General features: G+C 73.3%; 15 protein-coding genes. 8 read left to right on the top strand and 7 right to left on the bottom strand.

Going from position 1 to position 15819, the window contains the following annotated elements; genetic code table 11:
• A complete protein-coding gene (locus NP777_RS41395; protein WP_256655339.1) occupies positions 1-1068 on the bottom strand; it encodes an NAD-dependent epimerase/dehydratase family protein in 1068 nt (355 codons plus the stop codon).
• A 272-nt stretch (positions 1069-1340) separates the two neighbouring features.
• On the opposite strand from NP777_RS41395, the gene NP777_RS41390 reads away from it, so the two are divergent.
• Positions 1341-2252 (top strand): class I SAM-dependent methyltransferase, encoded by a 912-nt coding sequence (locus NP777_RS41390; protein WP_256655338.1) that lies wholly within the window; start codon positions 1341-1343, stop codon positions 2250-2252.
• A 151-nt stretch (positions 2253-2403) separates the two neighbouring features.
• Here NP777_RS41390 and NP777_RS41385 read toward each other — a convergent pair whose 3' ends face one another.
• Positions 2404-3258, bottom strand: a complete 855-nt coding sequence (locus tag NP777_RS41385) for a peptidyl-tRNA hydrolase (protein WP_391858678.1) — start codon at positions 3256-3258, stop codon at positions 2404-2406.
• Between the two features lie 182 nt (positions 3259-3440).
• Here NP777_RS41385 and NP777_RS41380 point away from each other — a divergent pair, with 182 nt between their 5' ends.
• From NP777_RS41380 to NP777_RS41370, 3 genes are read left to right on the top strand one after another with little or no spacing between them, the layout of a single operon-like run.
• Positions 3441-4421 (top strand): ABC transporter ATP-binding protein, encoded by a 981-nt coding sequence (locus tag NP777_RS41380; RefSeq protein WP_256655337.1) that lies wholly within the window; start codon positions 3441-3443, stop codon positions 4419-4421.
• Positions 4418-5086, top strand: a complete 669-nt coding sequence (locus tag NP777_RS41375; RefSeq protein ID WP_256655336.1) for an ABC transporter — start codon at positions 4418-4420, stop codon at positions 5084-5086. The genes NP777_RS41380 and NP777_RS41375 overlap by 4 nt, the downstream gene beginning before the upstream one ends.
• A 10-nt stretch (positions 5087-5096) precedes the next feature.
• Positions 5097-5249: a hypothetical protein gene (locus NP777_RS41370; RefSeq protein ID WP_256655335.1), complete on the top strand. Its 153-nt coding sequence runs from the start codon at positions 5097-5099 to the stop codon at positions 5247-5249.
• A gap of 40 nt (positions 5250-5289) precedes the next feature.
• On the opposite strand, the gene NP777_RS41365 is transcribed toward NP777_RS41370, so the two are convergent.
• A complete protein-coding gene (locus tag NP777_RS41365) occupies positions 5290-6717 on the bottom strand; it encodes a PhoX family protein (RefSeq protein ID WP_256655334.1) in 1428 nt (475 codons plus the stop codon).
• Between the two features lie 128 nt (positions 6718-6845).
• Positions 6846-7940, bottom strand: a complete 1095-nt coding sequence (zapE, locus tag NP777_RS41360) for a cell division protein ZapE (protein ID WP_256655341.1) — start codon at positions 7938-7940, stop codon at positions 6846-6848.
• 106 nt (positions 7941-8046) lie between these two features.
• On the opposite strand from zapE, the gene NP777_RS41355 reads away from it, so the two are divergent.
• From NP777_RS41355 to msrB, 4 genes are all read left to right on the top strand, one after another.
• Positions 8047-8868, top strand: coding sequence for a pyrimidine reductase family protein (locus NP777_RS41355; protein ID WP_256655333.1), 822 nt, complete (start codon positions 8047-8049; stop codon positions 8866-8868).
• Between the two features lie 75 nt (positions 8869-8943).
• Entirely contained in the window at positions 8944-9420 is a 477-nt protein-coding gene (locus NP777_RS41350; RefSeq protein WP_256655332.1) for an indole-3-glycerol phosphate synthase, read from the top strand.
• Between the two features lie 211 nt (positions 9421-9631).
• Complete coding sequence (gene murC / locus NP777_RS41345; RefSeq protein WP_256655331.1) at positions 9632-11053, top strand: UDP-N-acetylmuramate--L-alanine ligase; 1422 nt, start codon at positions 9632-9634, stop codon at positions 11051-11053.
• Between the two features lie 14 nt (positions 11054-11067).
• Positions 11068-11475, top strand: coding sequence for a peptide-methionine (R)-S-oxide reductase MsrB (msrB, locus tag NP777_RS41340; protein ID WP_256655330.1), 408 nt, complete (start codon positions 11068-11070; stop codon positions 11473-11475).
• 59 nt (positions 11476-11534) lie between these two features.
• On the opposite strand, the gene treZ is transcribed toward msrB, so the two are convergent.
• The 3 genes from treZ to NP777_RS41325 form a co-directional block, all read right to left on the bottom strand.
• A complete protein-coding gene (gene treZ, locus NP777_RS41335) occupies positions 11535-13292 on the bottom strand; it encodes a malto-oligosyltrehalose trehalohydrolase (RefSeq protein ID WP_256655329.1) in 1758 nt (585 codons plus the stop codon).
• A 140-nt stretch (positions 13293-13432) separates the two neighbouring features.
• A complete protein-coding gene (locus NP777_RS41330) occupies positions 13433-14341 on the bottom strand; it encodes a GNAT family N-acetyltransferase (RefSeq protein WP_256655328.1) in 909 nt (302 codons plus the stop codon).
• A 351-nt stretch (positions 14342-14692) separates the two neighbouring features.
• The gene (locus NP777_RS41325; protein ID WP_256655327.1) at positions 14693-15808 is read right to left on the bottom strand and encodes a lytic polysaccharide monooxygenase; all 1116 of its coding nucleotides are present in this window, start codon (positions 15806-15808) and stop codon (positions 14693-14695) included.
• Between the last annotated feature and the right edge of the window lie 11 nt (positions 15809-15819).

Here is a 15819-nt window from a genome sequence, read left to right as displayed (position 1 = left end):
TCACACTCCCGCTCGTTGCGGGGCGTGGGCGAATTCGGTCATGCCCTCGTGGAACGAGACCGCCGGGCGCCAGCCCAGCTGGTCGCGGATCCGGCGGGACGACGCGGTGATGTGGCGTACGTCGCCCAGGCGGTAGCCGCCCGTCACCACGGGCGCGGGGCCGCCGAAGGCCGTGGCCAGGGCCGTGGCCATCTCGCCCACCGTGTGGGGGTCGTCGCTGCCGGTGTTGTACGCGGTCAGCGCGGACGGGGCCACCACGTCCGGCGCCGCCTCCAGGGCGGCGACATTGGCGGCGGCCACGTCGCGGACATGGATGAAGTCCCGGCGCTGGCCACCGTCCTCGAAGACCGTGGGCGCCTCGCCGCGCGCCAGGGCCGAGCGGAAGAAGGAGGCGACGCCCGCGTAGGGGGTGTCGCGCGGCATCCCCGGCCCGTACACATTGTGGTAGCGCAGCGACACCGCGCGGCCGCCCACCGAACGGGCCCAGGCCGCCGCCAGATGTTCCTGGGCCAGTTTCGTCGTCGCGTACACATTGCGGGGATCGGCCGGTGCGTCCTCCGCCACCAGGCCGGACCGCAGCGGGGCGCCGCACTCGGGGCAGCGGGGGTCGAAGCGGCCCGCCGCGAGATCCGCCTCGGCGCGCGGGCCGGGGCGGACCCGGCCGTGGCGGGGGCAGTCGTAGCGCCCCTCGCCGTAGACGACCATCGACCCGGCCAGGACCAGTGCGCGCACCCCGCGCTCGGCCATCGCCGCCAGTAGCACCGCCGTGCCCAGGTCATTGCAGCCCACATAGGCCGGGGCGTCCGCGAAGTCCTTGCCGAGGCCGACCATCGCCGCCTGGTGGCATACGGCGTCCACTCCGCGCAGCGCCGCGAGGACCGCCTCCCGGTCCCGCACATCGGCGTGCACCCACTCCCCGTCCACGGATGGCGGAACCGGACGGGTGGCGGTCGGGTGAGCGGCGGGAAGCAGGGCGTCGAGGACAACAGGCTCGTGGCCGTGCTCGACGAGGGCGGTGACGATGTGCGAGCCGATGAAGCCCGCACCTCCGGTGACCAGTACGCGCATGGGGCCGACGCTAGGCCCGGACGGGCGGCGAAGCCCGCGTCCGCGCCGTTCCGTCACCGCCCCGTAAGACCTTCCGGAGGAGGCGTGGTCACAGGATGGTCACAAGAGAGACGGTCCGACGTTGCCTTTCACTGCGACCGTGGCGGCCACTCGCGTCCCCTGGGACCCCGTCCCCGAGGCCAGTCCTCCTGGGGCTCCCGGACACGTTCAAACGGACACGTTCAACCGGACACGTCTCTCAAGACCGCCGCCATCGACGAACAGAGAGCCACATGACGGTCACCACCGCCCCCGCGGCCCAGCGTCCCCGCTGCCTCAATGACGTCAAGGGATGGTTCCCCAGCCTTGACCAAGTGCTGTTCGACCACTTTCTGAGCCGCCAGGAGCGCCTCGGACAGCGCGGGGACCTGATGGAGATGGGTGCCTACATGGGCAAGAGCGCCATCTTCACCGCCGCCTATCTGCGGGCGAACGAGCGTTACACGATCTGTGACCTCTTCGACGCCGAGGCGCCGGACGAGAAGAACGCGGCGGAGGCACGCAAGTCGTACTCCACCCTGACCCGCACTGCCTTCGAGCAGAACTACCTGGCCTTCTGGGATGAGCTGCCGAACGTCATCCAGGGCCCCACCTCCGTCGTGCCCGACCACGTCGGCGCGAACACCTGCCGCTTCATCCACGTGGACGCCTCGCATCTGTACGAGCACGTGGCGGGCGACATCGACACCGCGCACGACACGCTGGTGCCCGACGGTCTCGTCGTCCTCGACGACTTCCGCTCCGAGCACACCCCCGGCGTGGCCGCCGCGACCTGGGAGGCGGTGTTCACCCGCGGCCTGCGGCCCATCTGCCTGTCCACGCAGAAGCTCTACGGCACCTGGGGCGACCCGGAGCCGTTCCAGGACGAGATGCTCGCGGACGAGGGCTGGCGCAAGGGGATGCACACCAGCGTGCAGGAGATCGCGGGCCGCAGGGTGCTGCGGTTCTCGGGGAAGCCCGCGAACCCGACCCCGCCCACCTCCCGCTTCGTCCATGAGCCGCGCGACCCGGCTCCCGAGCCGCGTTCCGCGCCCACCGCACCGGCGTCCAAGCCCGCACCGCGCCGCCCCACCGCGGTCCGGCGGTTCGCCGCCGATGTGCTCCCGCCGGTCGTCACCCGCGCGATCCGCCGCCGCAAGGGATAGCTACCCCGGGCGTGGAGGGGAGCCCGGGGGCTGTCTGCCCTTGGGCTCCCCGGGCCCCGGCGTCCCTCGGGCTCCCCAGCCCCGGCGTCCCTCGGAGACCCCGACTCCCGGCGTCCCTCGGGTTCCCCGGGCCCCGGCGTCGCGGAGGGCCTTACCGCCGCCGCAGCGCCGGGTGGTCCGCCACGACCGTGCAGGACCCCGGCGCGATCTCGGTGAACCCCGCGTCGCGCACCACCGGCAGGCCGCTCGCGGTGAGCTCGTCCCACCGCTCGGCCGACGCCGTGCGCACCGCCAGCGGGAACCCGGCCTCGCGCCAGGCCGCCCGCGCCGCGTCGTCCAGTTCCCACCAGGCCAGCTGGGCGCCGTGCCCGGCCTGGGCCATCGCCTTGCCCGCCGACATCTCCACCTGGGGACTCAGCCACAGCACCGGACCGCTGGGGTCGGGGGCGGACGGCGGCTCGGAGTCGTCCAGGTCGGTGCCGGAGACCTGGAGCTTGGCCAGCTCCTTGGGCCAGCCGTCCAGCGGGACCGGCGGGAACACCCGCACCTCGGCGGCCGTCGGCGAAGCCCCGCCGTCCCCGTCCCCGTCCCCGCCCCCGCCCCCGTTCACGTCCTCGGCTGTGGCCGGGTCGGGCGCCCGGCCCGTGACCGTGATGCCCGGCAGCCCGGCCGCGCGCCGCCACTCCGCGCCGCGCGCCCGCCGTACGACCTTGCGGATCCGGGCGTCCTGCCAGTCCCGTACGGCCTGGGCCCACTCGCCGTCGGCGGCCGTCGCCCGCTCGTCCGACAGCAGCACCAGCACCGCGCGGGCCGCCGTTTCCAGTGCGTCCGTACGCGCCGGGGGCGCGGTCTTCTCGATCCGGACCACGAGCGGCAGGACGAACTGTGGCGCGGCGTCCCGGTCGATCTCGGCGTGCCGGAAGGGGCTGCTGCGGGCGCCGGATCCGGTGCCCTGGTGAGCGGTTGTCTGGGTGCCGGGTTCGGTGTCGGCGTCGGTGCTGGTCACGCGCCAAGTGTGCCAGGACCGCCACCAGGCCGGGTCCGGGATCTTCGCGCCGTGAGCCGTAGGAGCCTCGCCAGGCGTCGCGGACCCGTGACGATCCGCCGGACAGCACACCCAGGACCCCCGCGGCCCTCCGCGCGCCGAGGGCCGCCCCGCGCCGAGCGGCGCGCCTATGCTCAACCGGCATGAGACTGCGAGGAGTCGGCCGCCGCTACGGCCTGGGCGGACCCTGGGTGCTGCGGGGTGTCGATCTCGAGGTGCCGCCGGGTTCGCTGACCCGTATCCAGGGGCGCAACGGGAGCGGCAAGTCCACGCTGCTACGGCTGCTCGCCGGAATCGACGCCCCCAGCGCGGGCCGGATCACCGGCCGCCCGCCCACCGCCTACGTCCCCGAGCGGTTCCCGGCCGAGCTGCCCTTCTCCGCCCTCGGCTACCTCACCCACCTGGGCCGGATCCACGGGCTGCCGCGCGCCGTGGCGGCGCGCGGGGCGGGGGAGTGGCTGGAGCGGTTCGGCGCCGACGGCTACGCCGGCACCCCGCTCGCCGAGCTGTCCAAGGGCACCAGCCAGAAGATCGCCGTGGCCCAGGCGCTGCTGGCCGCGCCTGGCCTGCTGGTCCTGGACGAGGCGTGGACCGGCCTCGACCAGGCCGCGCGGGGAGTGCTGGACACGGCGGTCGCCGAGCGCGTCGCCGACGGCGGGGCGGTCGTCTTCGTCGATCATGATCCACGTCGCCTGGCCGGGGTCGCGGACCGCGTCCTGCGCGTCACCGAGACCCGGCTGGAGCCGGTGGGCGACGCGGTTCGGCCGCCGGTGGACGGCACGGTTCGGCCGCGGGCGGACGGCGCGGTTCGGCCGCCGGTGGCGCAGGGCGGGCCCGCCGTCGGGCCGCGGGTGCGGGTGGAGGCCGAAGGGGCGCCGGGGGCCGGGCCGCCCGGTGGGCTGCCGGGCGCCGTGGTGCGCGAAGGCGGCTCCGCGCACCAGCGCGCGGGCGCCGGTTCGGCGGGGCGGGGCGTACGGCTGACGGTCGAGGTCGGCGTCGCCGACTCCGATGGTCTGCTCCGCACCCTCCTGACCGCCGACCCGCCCTGGCATATCCGCGCGGTGACGGCCATCGACGACAACGACACCCAGGAGCCCGCCCAAGGGGCGAAGGAGAAGGCATGACCGCGCTGCTGCGCTATCAGGCGGCCCTGCTGGCCCGCTCGCACCGCTGGCTGCCACCGCTGCTGCTCTACGCCGCGTTCCTGGGGATCGGGGTGCGGACCGGGCAGCCGATCCTCGACTCGCTCGGCTACGCCGCCGCCGCGCTGCTGCCCGTCGCGGCCTGGCTGGTGCGGGTGTGCGTCACCCAGGAGCCCGCCGCGGCCCGCGACTGCGCATCGGCGGCGGTGGGGCCGGGCCGGGTGCACCTCGCCTCGGTGCTGACCGCGCTGGGCGCGGCGCTGGTGCTCGGCACCGCCGGGACGCTGTTCGTCGCGGCGGTCAGCGACCCGCACACCGCGGACCACCTGCACGAGATCCCCGTGCCCGAGGCGACCGTCTCCGGGCTGCTCACCGCGGTCGCGTGCGCCCTGCTCGGCGCGGCCGTCGGCGCGCTGTGCAACCGGCCGCTGCTGCGCCGCCCCGGCTGGGCGATCCCGGCCACGCTGCTCGCCGCGCTGCTGGTGTCGGTGGCCGGTGCCTCGCCCGCGAACGCGGCGGTGTCGGGGCTGGTCGACGGCTCGCACAGCGGCACCGTGCCGATGCCCCTGCTGCCCCTGGCCCTGACCGGCGCGGCCGCCGCCGGGGCGACCGCGCTGGCCTGCGCGCTGAGCTCCCGCCGGTCGTAGGGTTCGGGGCATGGACGACCGTACGGAACTTCCCGAGGGCCCGCCGTACGCCGACTGCGTGCAGTGCGGCGAGCCCACCGAGTACCCCGCCGCGCGCCCCGGAGCGACGCTGTGCCCCGTCTGCGAATGGCAGGAGGCCCAGCGCACCGCCTGCTCCGGCTAGCCGCGCCGTCCGGGCACCGGCGCCGAGCGGATCGGAGCGCTCAACGACGCCAGGGCCCCGTCACGGCGAACGTCGTGCCCGGGGTGTAGCAGTTCACGTACATCGTGCGGCGGTCCGGGGCGAAGGTGACGCCCGCGAACTCGCCCCACTCCGGCTCCTCCGGCGTGCCGCCCGCCGCGGTAGCGGCCGATGTCAGAGCCTGCCGGTTCCGCGCCATCGCGTAGACCTCGCCGCGCCGGGTCACCCCGAAGACATGCTGCGCGCCGTTGCCGTCCTCGCACACCATCAGGCCGCCGCTGGGGGCGAGCGTGATGTTGTCGGGGGACTCGCCGGGCAGTTGGAGATCCGTCTCGGGGCCGAAGACGATCACCAGAGTGAGGCGCCTCCGGTCTGGGTCGTAGCGCCAGATCTGGCCGAAGTGGTCGGCCGCCGAGCCGTCCGCGCTCTTGGCGAAGCTGGAGACGAAGTAGACCGACGTACCGCCCCAGTAGCACCCCTCCAGCTTCTGGGCGTGGGTGATGCCTCCTGGGCCGAAGTCCTGGAAGCGGATGGGGGTTTGGCGGGCGAGCGGGTCGGGGACATCCACCCACTCGACGCGGTCGAAGGTGGTGCCCGGCTCCTGGATGGTGGACAGATCGGGCACTCCCGGCACCCGCAGCGCCTGCAGCTGACCGCCCGCGCGCAGCGAGCCGATGCCGCCGAGCGGCTTCTTCGGCCGGAAGCGGTAGAAGAGCCCGAAGGGCTTCTCGAAGGCGTCCTCGGTCTCGTAGACGACGCCGTTGCGCGGATCGACCGCGATGGCCTCGTGCTGGAAGCGGCCCATGGCGGTGAGCGGGACGGCGCCGGTGCGGCGCGGATCGTAGGGGTCGACCTCGAAGATGAAGCCGTGGTCCTTGGTGTAGCCGTTCGTACCGGCCCGATCCTCGGTTTCCTCGCAGGTCAGCCAGGTGTGCCAGGGGGTGGGGCCGCCCGCGCAGTTGACCGCGGTGCCCGCGATGGCCACCCGCTCGGACAGTACGTGGTTGCCGGAGTCGAGCTCCAGGGCGGTGCAGCCGCCCATGCCCATCGGGTCGTAGGTGAGGCCGTTCACGGCCGGGACGCGGATCGCGGCGTCCTTACGGTTCTCATGGTTGCGGACCAGATGCGTACGGCCGCGGTGGCCGCCGGCGCGGCCCGGGAAGGCGGCCATGCCGTCGCAGTGGCTGGGGACCCTGCCCTCGCCGGAGCGGAGCTCGTCGCCCTCGCGCGAGAGCACCCGGTAGCGGAATCCCTCCGGGAGGTCGAGCAGCCCGTCGGGGTCGGGGACCAGGGGGCCGTAACCGCCCCGGCCGAGTGGTGGGGCATCCGGTTCGGCGGCCGCGGCCGTCCCGGCGAAGAGCTCGGAGACGCTGCCGGTGAAGGCGATCGAGGCGATGGAGGCCCCCAGCGCGCCGGTGCGGCCGAGAAGCTGACGTCGTGTCGCTGACATGCGGTAACTCCCTGCTGGCGGACAGAGAAGATGACCGGATGTGTGTATCACGCGGGTGAGTGCACGGGAACCATTCGATCAGCGATGCGCGGGAATTGTCCGATCAACGATGCGCGGGAATCGTCCGATCAGCGCTCGTACGACGCGTCGGCCAGTCCCTTCGCGTCGCGGGCGAGGGCGGTGAGCCGGGATATCGCCCGGAAGTACTTCTTCCGATAGCCGCCGCTCAGCATCTCCTCGCTGAAGAGCTGGTCGAACGGCACCCCGGAGGCCAGCACCGGCACCTCGCGGTCGTAGAGCCGGTCGGCCAGCACCACCAGCCGCAGCGCGGTCGACTGGTCGGGGACCGGGGCGACCCCGGTCAGGCAGACGGCCTGGATGCCGTCGCACATCGCGCCGTAACGGCTCGGGTGCACCTGGGAGAGGTGGTCCAGCAGGTCGGGGAAGTCGTCCAGGGAGGCGCCGGGGACGCGGTGCGCGGCCCGGGTGACCGTCTCGTCGGAGTGCGGGGCCGGGGCCGCGGGCAGACCGCGGTGGCGGTAGTCCTCGCCGTCGATGCGCAGCGTACGGAAGTGGGCGGACAGCCCCTGTATCTCGCGCAGGAAGTCGGCCGCGGCGAACCGGCCCTCACCCAGCTTGCCGGGCAGCGTGTTGGACGTCGCGGCGAGCGCCACGCCCGCCTCGACCAGCTTGCCCAGCAGCGTGGAGACCAGGACCGTGTCGCCCGGGTCGTCCAGCTCGAACTCGTCGATGCACAGCAGCCGGTGCCCGCCCAGGGTCTTCACGGTCTGCTGGAAGCCGAGCGCGCCGACCAGGTTCGTCAGCTCCACGAAGGTGCCGAACGCCTTCAGTTCGGGGGCGGCCGGGGTGGCGTGCCACAGGGAGGCCAGCAGATGGGTCTTGCCGACCCCGTAGCCGCCGTCGAGATACATCCCGCGCGGGCCGCCGCTCGCGGCGGGCTTGGCCTCCCGGCGGAACCAGTGCCTGCGGCGCCCGCCCTTCGCGTCCGCGCCGTCGCCGAGCCGTGCGGCGAAGTCTCTCAGCGCCTCGACCGCCTCGGCCTGGCTGGGCTGGCCGGGGTCGGTGATGTAGTTGTCGAAGCTCACGGTGGCGAAGCGGGGCGGCGGCACCATCTCGGCGACCATGCGCTCCGCCGGAACCTGCGGTGCACGGGCGGTGAGAGCTGCGGGGGCTGAGGGGACTGCGGGGGCTTCGGCGGCTATACGGCCTGCCGAGCCGGATGCGGTGGTTGGTGCAGACACGGATGTCCAGGGTAGTCGCTCTTCACCCGACCACTGTCCGAGAGGGAGGCATGTCACACTGCGGCCTATGCGACGCCTGTTCCCCCTGCCTGTCCCCGCGCCTGCCGAAACACCCGCAGAAACACCTGCCGAAACACCTGCCGAAGACCGTGAATGGGCCCTCGGCGAACTGGCCGACGCCTATGCGTATCCGGAGCCGCCGCGCGGCCCCTCCGGCGCCTGGCTACGGGCGAACATGGTGTCCTCGCTGGACGGGGCGGCCCATCACGACGGCCGGTCGAAGCCCCTGTCCTCCGACGCGGACATGCGGATCTTCGGGGTGCTGCGCGGGCTCGCCGACGCCGTCGTCGTGGGCGCGGAGACCGTCCGCCGCGAGGGCTACCGCCCGGCGCGTGCCCGGGAGGCGTTCGCCGAGCGGCGGGCGGCGCTCGGCCAGCCGCCCGCGCCCGCGATCGCCGTCGTGAGCGCGAGCCTGGACCTGGACTTCTCGCAGCCGCTGTTCACCGAGCCGCTGGTCCCGACGATCGTGATCACGGGTGCGACGGCCGCGGTGGAGCGGATCGAAGCGGCCCGCGCGGCGGGGGTGAAGGTGGTCTTCGCCGGGGCGGGGCCGTCCGGGCGGGTGGACGCGGCGGCGGTCGTGACCGCGCTCGCGGAGCTCGGCCACACCCGGCTGCTCACCGAGGGCGGCCCCACGCTGCTGGCGGAGTTCGCGGCGGCCGGAGTGCTGGACGAACTCTGTCTGGCGGTGGCCCCCCTGGTGACCGCGGGGGACGCGAAGCGGATCATGAACGGCCCGGTGCTGGGGGAACCGGAACGCTTCACTCTCGCTTCCGTTCTGGAGGAAGCCGGGTTTCTTTTCACCCGCTACCGTCGGATTTACCAATAACTCATAAAAACGTCCGTAAACCCGCGAATGGGATCGCGAAGGAGAAGGGCATCCGCCGTGTTCACGAGCGTATTGATGATTGAGAAGCCCCTGACCCCCGCCGACGTGGAATTCGTCACCACCCTGCACGGCGATGATCCGGTCTCGTTCGTCGTCCTGATGCAACCCCGGGGCAGCAAGGACCGGCTGCTGCGCGCGATCGACGACATCGCCCTCGGCGAGCTGGAGCAGGCCGCCCAGGAGGGGGAGGAGCCGGAGGGCAAGGAGGCGCTCGAGCCCGCCGAGCGGGCGCTGACCCACTCGGTGGCGGCGCTCGAGGCGGCCGGGAGCCGGGCCCGGGGCCATGTCGTCCAGCGCCATCCGCTGGAGGTGCTGCGCGGGGTGGTGGAGGAGACCCGGGCCGATGAGGTGATCGTGCTCACCGCTCCGCACTTCGTGGAGGAGTTCTTCCACCGGGACTGGGCCTCGCGGGCGCGCCACAAGGTGGGGGTCCCGGTGCTGAAGCTCTTCGCGCACGCGGTGGACGAGGACCAGCCCTCCGCGGGCGGCTGAGCCCCGGCCCCGGCCCGCCCCGGCGGCGGAGCCCCCGCCCCGGCGGCGGAGCCCCCGCCCCGGCGGCTGAGCCCCGGCCCCGGCGGCTGAGCCCCGGCCCCAGCGGCTGAGCCCCCGCCCCGGCCCCTCCGCGGCCATCGGCGGGGGCGGGCCGCCGGGGGTGCGAGAATCGGGCCGACAGCACACACCGCGAACCAGGGGAGACCCGTACATGGCACCGGCCGGCACCGCCTCCGACACGCTGGATCGACCGCACTTCATCGGCATCGGCGGCGCCGGGATGTCGGGCGTGGCGAAGGTCCTCGCCATGCGCGGCGCGCGGGTCTCGGGCAGCGACACCAAGGACTCGCCGATCGTCGGGGCGCTGCGTGAGCTCGGCGCGACGGTGCACATCGGCCACTCCGCCGGGAACCTCGCCGCCGACGCCACCAGCGTCGTCGTCTCCAGCGCCATTCGCGACGACAACCTTGAGCTGGTCACGGCGCGGGAGCGCGGCATTCCGGTGGTGCACCGCTCCGATGCGCTCGCCGCGCTGATGGACGGCTCCCGGCCGATCGCGGTCGCGGGCACCCACGGCAAGACGACCACGACCTCGATGCTGGCGGTCTCGCTGCGCACCCTCGGCCTGGACCCGTCGTACGTCATCGGCGGCGACCTGGACGCTCCCGGCTCCAGCGCCGCTCACGGCGCGGGCGAGATCTTCGTCGCCGAGGCCGACGAGAGCGACCGCAGCTTCCACAAGTACGCGCCCGAGGTGGCGATCATCCTCAATGTGGAGCTGGACCACCACGCCAACTACGCCTCGATGGACGAGATCTACGAGTCGTTCGACACCTTCGTCGGCCGGGTCCGGCCCGGCGGCGCGCTGGTGATCTCCGCCGACCACCCCGGCGCCCGTGAGCTGACCGCCCGGGTCGGCGGGCGCGACGGGCTGCGGGTGCTCACCTACGGCGCGGACGCGAGTGCGGACGTGCGGGTCCTGGCCATCGAGCCGCACGGGCTGACCAGCGAGGTCACTGTACGGCTCGCGGAGTCCCTGGGCGGTGCGGAGCTCACCTTCACCGTCTCCGTCCCCGGCCGCCACTACGCGCTCAACGCCGTGGCCGCCCTCACCGCGGGCGCCGCCCTCGACGTCCCGGCCGCCGAACTGGCCCCCGCCCTCGCCTCGTACACGGGCGTCAAGCGGCGGCTCCAGCTCAAGGGTGTCGCGGCCGGGGTGCAGGTGATCGACTCCTACGCCCACCACCCCACCGAGATCGCCGCTGACCTCGAGGCGATCCGCGGCGGAGCCGGGGAGGGCCGGGTGCTGGTGGTCTTCCAGCCGCATCTGTTCAGCCGCACCCAGGAGCTGGGCACCGAGATGGGCGAGGCGCTCGCGCTCGCCGACGCCTCCGTGGTCCTGGACATCTACCCCGCCCGCGAGGACCCGGTCCCCGGCGTCACCAGCGCCCTGATCATCGACGCCGCGGCCCGTCACGGGGCGGATGTGACCGCCGAGCACGACCGGCGGGCGGTGCCGGAGCTGATCGCCGGAATGGCGAAGCCCGGTGACCTTGTTCTCACCATGGGCGCCGGCGATGTGACCGACCTCGGTCCGGAGATCCTCGCCCGCCTGCAGAGCCCGGAGAACTGAGGAGGTCCGTCCCCATGGCGTACGAGATCGACAAGCCGGAGGAGCAGTGGCGCGCGGAGCTGACACCGCAGGAGTACCACGTGCTGCGGGAGGCCGGTACCGAGCGTGCCTTCACCGGTGAGTACACCGACAGCAAGACGGTCGGCGTCTACTCCTGCCGGGCGTGCGGGGCTGAGCTCTTCCGCTCGGAGACGAAGTTCGAGAGCCACTGCGGCTGGCCGTCGTTCTACGACCCGGCGGAGAGCTCGGCCGTGGAACTGCTCGAGGACCGCACCCACGGCATGGTCCGCACCGAGGTGCGGTGCGCCCGCTGCGGTTCCCACCTGGGCCATGTCTTCTCGGGCGAGGGCTACCCCACCCCGACCGACCAGCGGTACTGCATCAACTCCATCTCGCTGCGGCTGAGCCCCGAGGAGGGCTGACCCCGGGGGAGCTGAGCCCGCGGAGAGGCTCAGGCGCCCCGGCCTGAGCCTCGGGCGCCTCAGCGTGAGCCGCAGCGCAGCACGGCGGCGGTCTCGGGCGGCAGCCTCAGCATGCCGTCCGGGCCCGGCAGCTCGACTCGCCGCCAGGCGGCCACCACCTCGGTGACCTCGCCGGTCCGGGGCCCGAGCCAGGTCTTGACCGGCCGGTCGCCCGGGTTGAGCAGGATCCGCAGCGGGCCGCGCTGAAAGCTGAAGCAGCCGTCCGAACCGGAGGACAGGCCCGTGTACGACCAGGTCGGGTCGGTCAGGGCCGGTTCGGCGCGGCGCAGGGCGATCAGCCGGCGGTACCAGTCGAGCAGCGCCCGGTGCGGCTCCCGCTCCGGCTCCCGCCAGTCGAGGCAGGACCGCAGCCGGGTGGCCGGGTCCTGGGGGTCGGGCACATCGCCCGCCGCCCAGCCGTGGGCGGCGAATTCCCGGCGGCGGCCGGACCGCACCGCCTCGGCCAGCTCCGGGTCCTGGTGGTCGGTGAAGTACTGCCAGGGGGTGCGGGCGCCCCACTCCTCGCCCATGAAGAGCATGGGGGTGAAGGGCGCGCACAGCACCACGGCCGCCGCACAGGCCAGCAGCCCGGGGGAGAGCCGGGCGGAGAGCCGGTCGCCGACCGCCCGATTGCCCACCTGGTCATGGGTCTGGGCGTAGCCGAGCAGCCGGTTCGCGGGGGTGGAGTGGGTGTTCAGCGGACTGCCGTGGCGGCGGCCCCGGAACGCCGAGTGGGTGCCGTCGTGGAAGAAGCCGCCCATCAGCGTCTTGACCAGGGCCCCGGGCCCCTCGGCGGCGAAGTCGGCGTAGTAGCCCTGCCGCTCACCGGTGAGAAATGTGTGCAGGGCGTGATGGAAGTCGTCGTTCCACTGCGCGTGCAGACCGTGGCCGCCCGCCTCGCGCGGGGCGGTGGTGCGCGGATCGTTGAGATCGGACTCGCCGATGAGGAACAGCGGACGCCCGGTGCGGGCGGCCAGCGCGTCCACGGCGGCCGACAGCTCGGCCAGGAAGTGCCGGGCCCGGGTGTCGCGCAGCGCGTGCACCGCGTCCAGCCGCAGCCCGTCGAGCCGGAAGTCGCGCAGCCAGGCGAGCGCGCTGCCGATGAAGTACGCGCGCACCTCGTCGGAGCCGGGCGCGTCCAGGTTGACCGCCGCGCCCCAGGGGGTCTGGTGGGCGTCGGTGAAGTACGGCCCGAAGGCCGGGAGGTGGTTCCCGGAGGGGCCCAGATGGTTGTGGACCACATCGAGGACTACGCCCAGGCCATGCCCGTGCGCGGCGTCCACGAAGCGCGCCAGTCCCTCCGGCCCGCCGTACGGCTCGTGCACCGCCCAGGGCGCCACGCCGTCGTACCCCCAGCCATGGGTCCCGGGGAACGGGCAGACGGGCATCAGCTGCACATGGGTGATGCCCAGCTCGGCCAGGTGCGGCAGCTGTTCGGCCGCCGCGTCGAAGGTGCCCTCATGGGTGAAGGTGCCGATGTGCAGCTCGTAGAGGACCGCGCCGGGCAGCGGCCGCCCCAACCACTCCCGCCCCCAGCGGAAGCGGGAGTGGTCGACCACCGCGCTCAGCCCCTCCGGGCCGTCCGGCTGGCGGCGGGAGCGCGGATCGGGGAGCGGTGGGCCGCCGTCGAGCGCGAAGCCGTACCGCGTGCCGGGCCCGGCCTCGGCCTCGGCCCGCCACCACCCCGGGCGGCCCGGGTCGGGCTCCATGGGGCGGTCCCGCCCGTCCATATGGAGCCCGACCCGCTCGGCGTGCGGCGCCCACACCTCGAACAGCACTGGCGTCTCCTCACCTCGACCCGGCGACGGTCCTCGACCCGGCGACGGTCCTCGACCCGGCTATGGTCCTCGACCATGCTGCGGGACGCGCCGCCGACGGCGCAGCGGGGCGACATCGGTCAGTGGCGGGGCGACATCGGTCAGATGAGGTCGATGCGCTCCTGGGTGATGGGATACCCCGCCCTGGCGAAGTGCGCGGCCATGGGCAGGTTGGGCTGGTCCGTCGCCGCCGCGATCTTCGTGGCCCCCCGTTCCACCAGGTCGTGGGTGCACTCCACGAGCAGGTCGTACGCGTAGCCGTGGCCGCGCTGCTCGGCGACGACCCCGACATAGCCCACGCACGGGCCGTTGGGGTTGCGCGCGGGCACCTGTATGCCGACCAGCTCCCCCTCGGGCGTCCACGCCAGCCGCCACCACTCGCGCGGCGACGGGCACCAGGCGAAGAAGTCCATGAGCTCGCGCACCCCGGCGTCGACACCTCCCCGGGCGATGGCGCGCCGGTCATGGGCGTCGAGCGAACCCGGCATGATGCGGCGCAGCACGTCCTCGATCACCGCGTCATCGGGCTCCGGCCGGAACTCCAGCCGCCCCGGGCGGGCGGGCAGTCCGCACTCCGGCGTCCACTCATAGCGGTAGCGTTCGACCAGGGGCTCGAGCCCGCCCGCCATGGCGGCGTCGATACGAGCCTGGGCGGCGGCCCGCACCTCGGGCCGATCGCGCCAGCCGGGCGGGGCCAGCAGGCTGTACTCGGTGCGCAGCGGTGCGGTGCGCAGCAGTTCGGCGGCGGCGTCGGCCTCGCCCTCGGCGAAGTCGAACCAGTCCAGGGCGATGGGCGCGGAGTCCTCCGGCCCGGCCCACCACGCGGCGCGGGCCACGACCCGCCCCTCGCGCAGCGCCACCCAGGTCCAGTCGGGGCGGTACTCGCCGCCCTGGCCGACGGTGGCGTAGGTGTGGCCGAGAGTGGCCCGCCCGACGAGCGCGGGCACCTGCAGGTCATGGAACAGCTGGGCGTCGCCCTCGGTGAGGGGACGGATGACCAGATCGGTCATGGAATTCCTTCCAGGAGAGTGATGCGCTCCCGGTCGGATGCCTGATCGGCAGATGTCTGATCGAACGATGTGTGATCAGACGATGTGTGATCAGACGCGGGTACGCCCGGGGGACAGGGGGCGGGAGCGCGGAAACGTCGTGATGTCCATTGCTCTCGCCTCCTTCCTTGATCAAGGGCGTGCCCGCACTCTATGGGCGCCGATGTCTCCGTGTCCACAGGGTTTTCCGGGGCGGGGCCGGTCTGCCGCCCGCGAGGGGGAAGGGGCGGCAGACCGGCGCGCGGGATGAGGTGCACCTGACAGATCAATGAGCGGGTCGGAGCACCTGCGTGGACCGGTGTGAGACGCAGACTAGTGCACCATGCAGATTGGCGCGGCCGTTGTGTCAGGAGAGCCGCCGCCGGCCGTATAGCCGAAGGTCGTCGACGCCCCGGCGGCCAGTGAGCCGTTCCAGTCGGCGTTCGTCACCGATGCCGAGGAGCCGGTGGTGGACAGCTTGCCGTTCCAGACGCTGTCGATCCGCTGCCCGGACGGCACCGTCCAGTCGACCATCCATGAGGAGATGGGCGTGGCACCGGAGTTGGCGACGGTCACCTCGGCCTGGTAGCCGCCGTTCCAGGTGCTGGTCACCTTCTGGGTGGCGGCGCAGGAGGCCGTCGGCGGGTTGCCCGGCGGGTCCGTGGGGTCGCTGCCACCGCCGCCGCTGCTGGCGCCCGGGACCGTCACCTCGCCGTTGCCGCCGTCGAAGACCACGTCGGAGCAGCTGTAGAAGGTCTCCTGGCTGTCCGAGCGCGTCCATACGGTGTAGATGATGTGGCGTCCGCTCTTGCCGGAGGGCAGATTGGCCGTCCAGGTGTACTTGCCGTCGACCGTGCCGACCTGGCCGGACAGCGGCGGGTTCGTCACCGTGTTGAACGGCTGGTCCTCCAGGTCGTTCCAGGTGAGCGGCTTGGTCGGGTCGATGGGGCTCTTGGTGACATAGCTGCGGAACGACCCCGGGTGCGCGGCCCAGGCGTTGTACGAGAACTGCATGGACTTGCCGGACGTCAGATGGGTCACCGGCCAGTCCTTGCTGCCCAGGTCGAAACCGGAGAAGTCATAGACGGTGGCCGCGCCGCTGCACAGCTTGCCGTCCGGGATGAACCCCTTGGTGCGGCCCGCGCCGTCCGAGCGGAGCACCGCGAACCAGTTGTAGAACGGTGTCGCGCCGCTCTTGTCGTACGCGGCCTTGCACGCCGGATTGGTCGGCTTGACCTCACCGGTCGAGGACAGGCTGTACTTCCAGCAGAGATAGGTGCGGCTGCCCGGTGCCATCGGTGCGCCGTGTGCGGAGGCGCTGCCGCCGGAGAAGAAGACAAGGCCCAGGGCGGGCAGGACCGAGAGCAGGACCAGCAGTACGGACCTGCGCGCGTGGGAGCCGCCCGGCGGGCGTGCGGATAAGGCGAGTGCCAGTGATCGTCGAGGCATTGCGCGTGCTT

The organism is Streptomyces rugosispiralis, assembly GCF_024505145.1.
GTDB lineage: Bacteria > Actinomycetota > Actinomycetes > Streptomycetales > Streptomycetaceae > Streptomyces > Streptomyces rugosispiralis.
Note: the sequence above shows the minus strand (reverse complement) of the source record. Positions and strands in the feature narration are given on the sequence as shown.

Bases quoted from the DNA above. Each gene is read 5' to 3' on its own strand.
- NP777_RS41395 (WP_256655339.1), bottom strand. From the start codon at position 1,068: ATGCGCGTACTGGTCACCGGAGGTGCGGGCTTCATCGGCTCGCACATC.
- NP777_RS41390 (WP_256655338.1), top strand. From the start codon at position 1,341: ATGACGGTCACCACCGCCCCCGCGGCCCAGCGTCCCCGCTGCCTCAAT.
- NP777_RS41380 (WP_256655337.1), top strand. From the start codon at position 3,441: ATGAGACTGCGAGGAGTCGGCCGCCGCTACGGCCTGGGCGGACCCTGG.
- NP777_RS41375 (WP_256655336.1), top strand. From the start codon at position 4,418: ATGACCGCGCTGCTGCGCTATCAGGCGGCCCTGCTGGCCCGCTCGCAC.
- NP777_RS41370 (WP_256655335.1), top strand. From the start codon at position 5,097: ATGGACGACCGTACGGAACTTCCCGAGGGCCCGCCGTACGCCGACTGC.
- NP777_RS41365 (WP_256655334.1), bottom strand. From the start codon at position 6,717: ATGTCAGCGACACGACGTCAGCTTCTCGGCCGCACCGGCGCGCTGGGG.
- NP777_RS41355 (WP_256655333.1), top strand. From the start codon at position 8,047: ATGCGACGCCTGTTCCCCCTGCCTGTCCCCGCGCCTGCCGAAACACCC.
- NP777_RS41350 (WP_256655332.1), top strand. From the start codon at position 8,944: ATGATTGAGAAGCCCCTGACCCCCGCCGACGTGGAATTCGTCACCACC.
- murC (WP_256655331.1), top strand. From the start codon at position 9,632: ATGGCACCGGCCGGCACCGCCTCCGACACGCTGGATCGACCGCACTTC.
- msrB (WP_256655330.1), top strand. From the start codon at position 11,068: ATGGCGTACGAGATCGACAAGCCGGAGGAGCAGTGGCGCGCGGAGCTG.
- NP777_RS41330 (WP_256655328.1), bottom strand. From the start codon at position 14,341: ATGACCGATCTGGTCATCCGTCCCCTCACCGAGGGCGACGCCCAGCTG.
- NP777_RS41325 (WP_256655327.1), bottom strand. From the start codon at position 15,808: ATGCCTCGACGATCACTGGCACTCGCCTTATCCGCACGCCCGCCGGGC.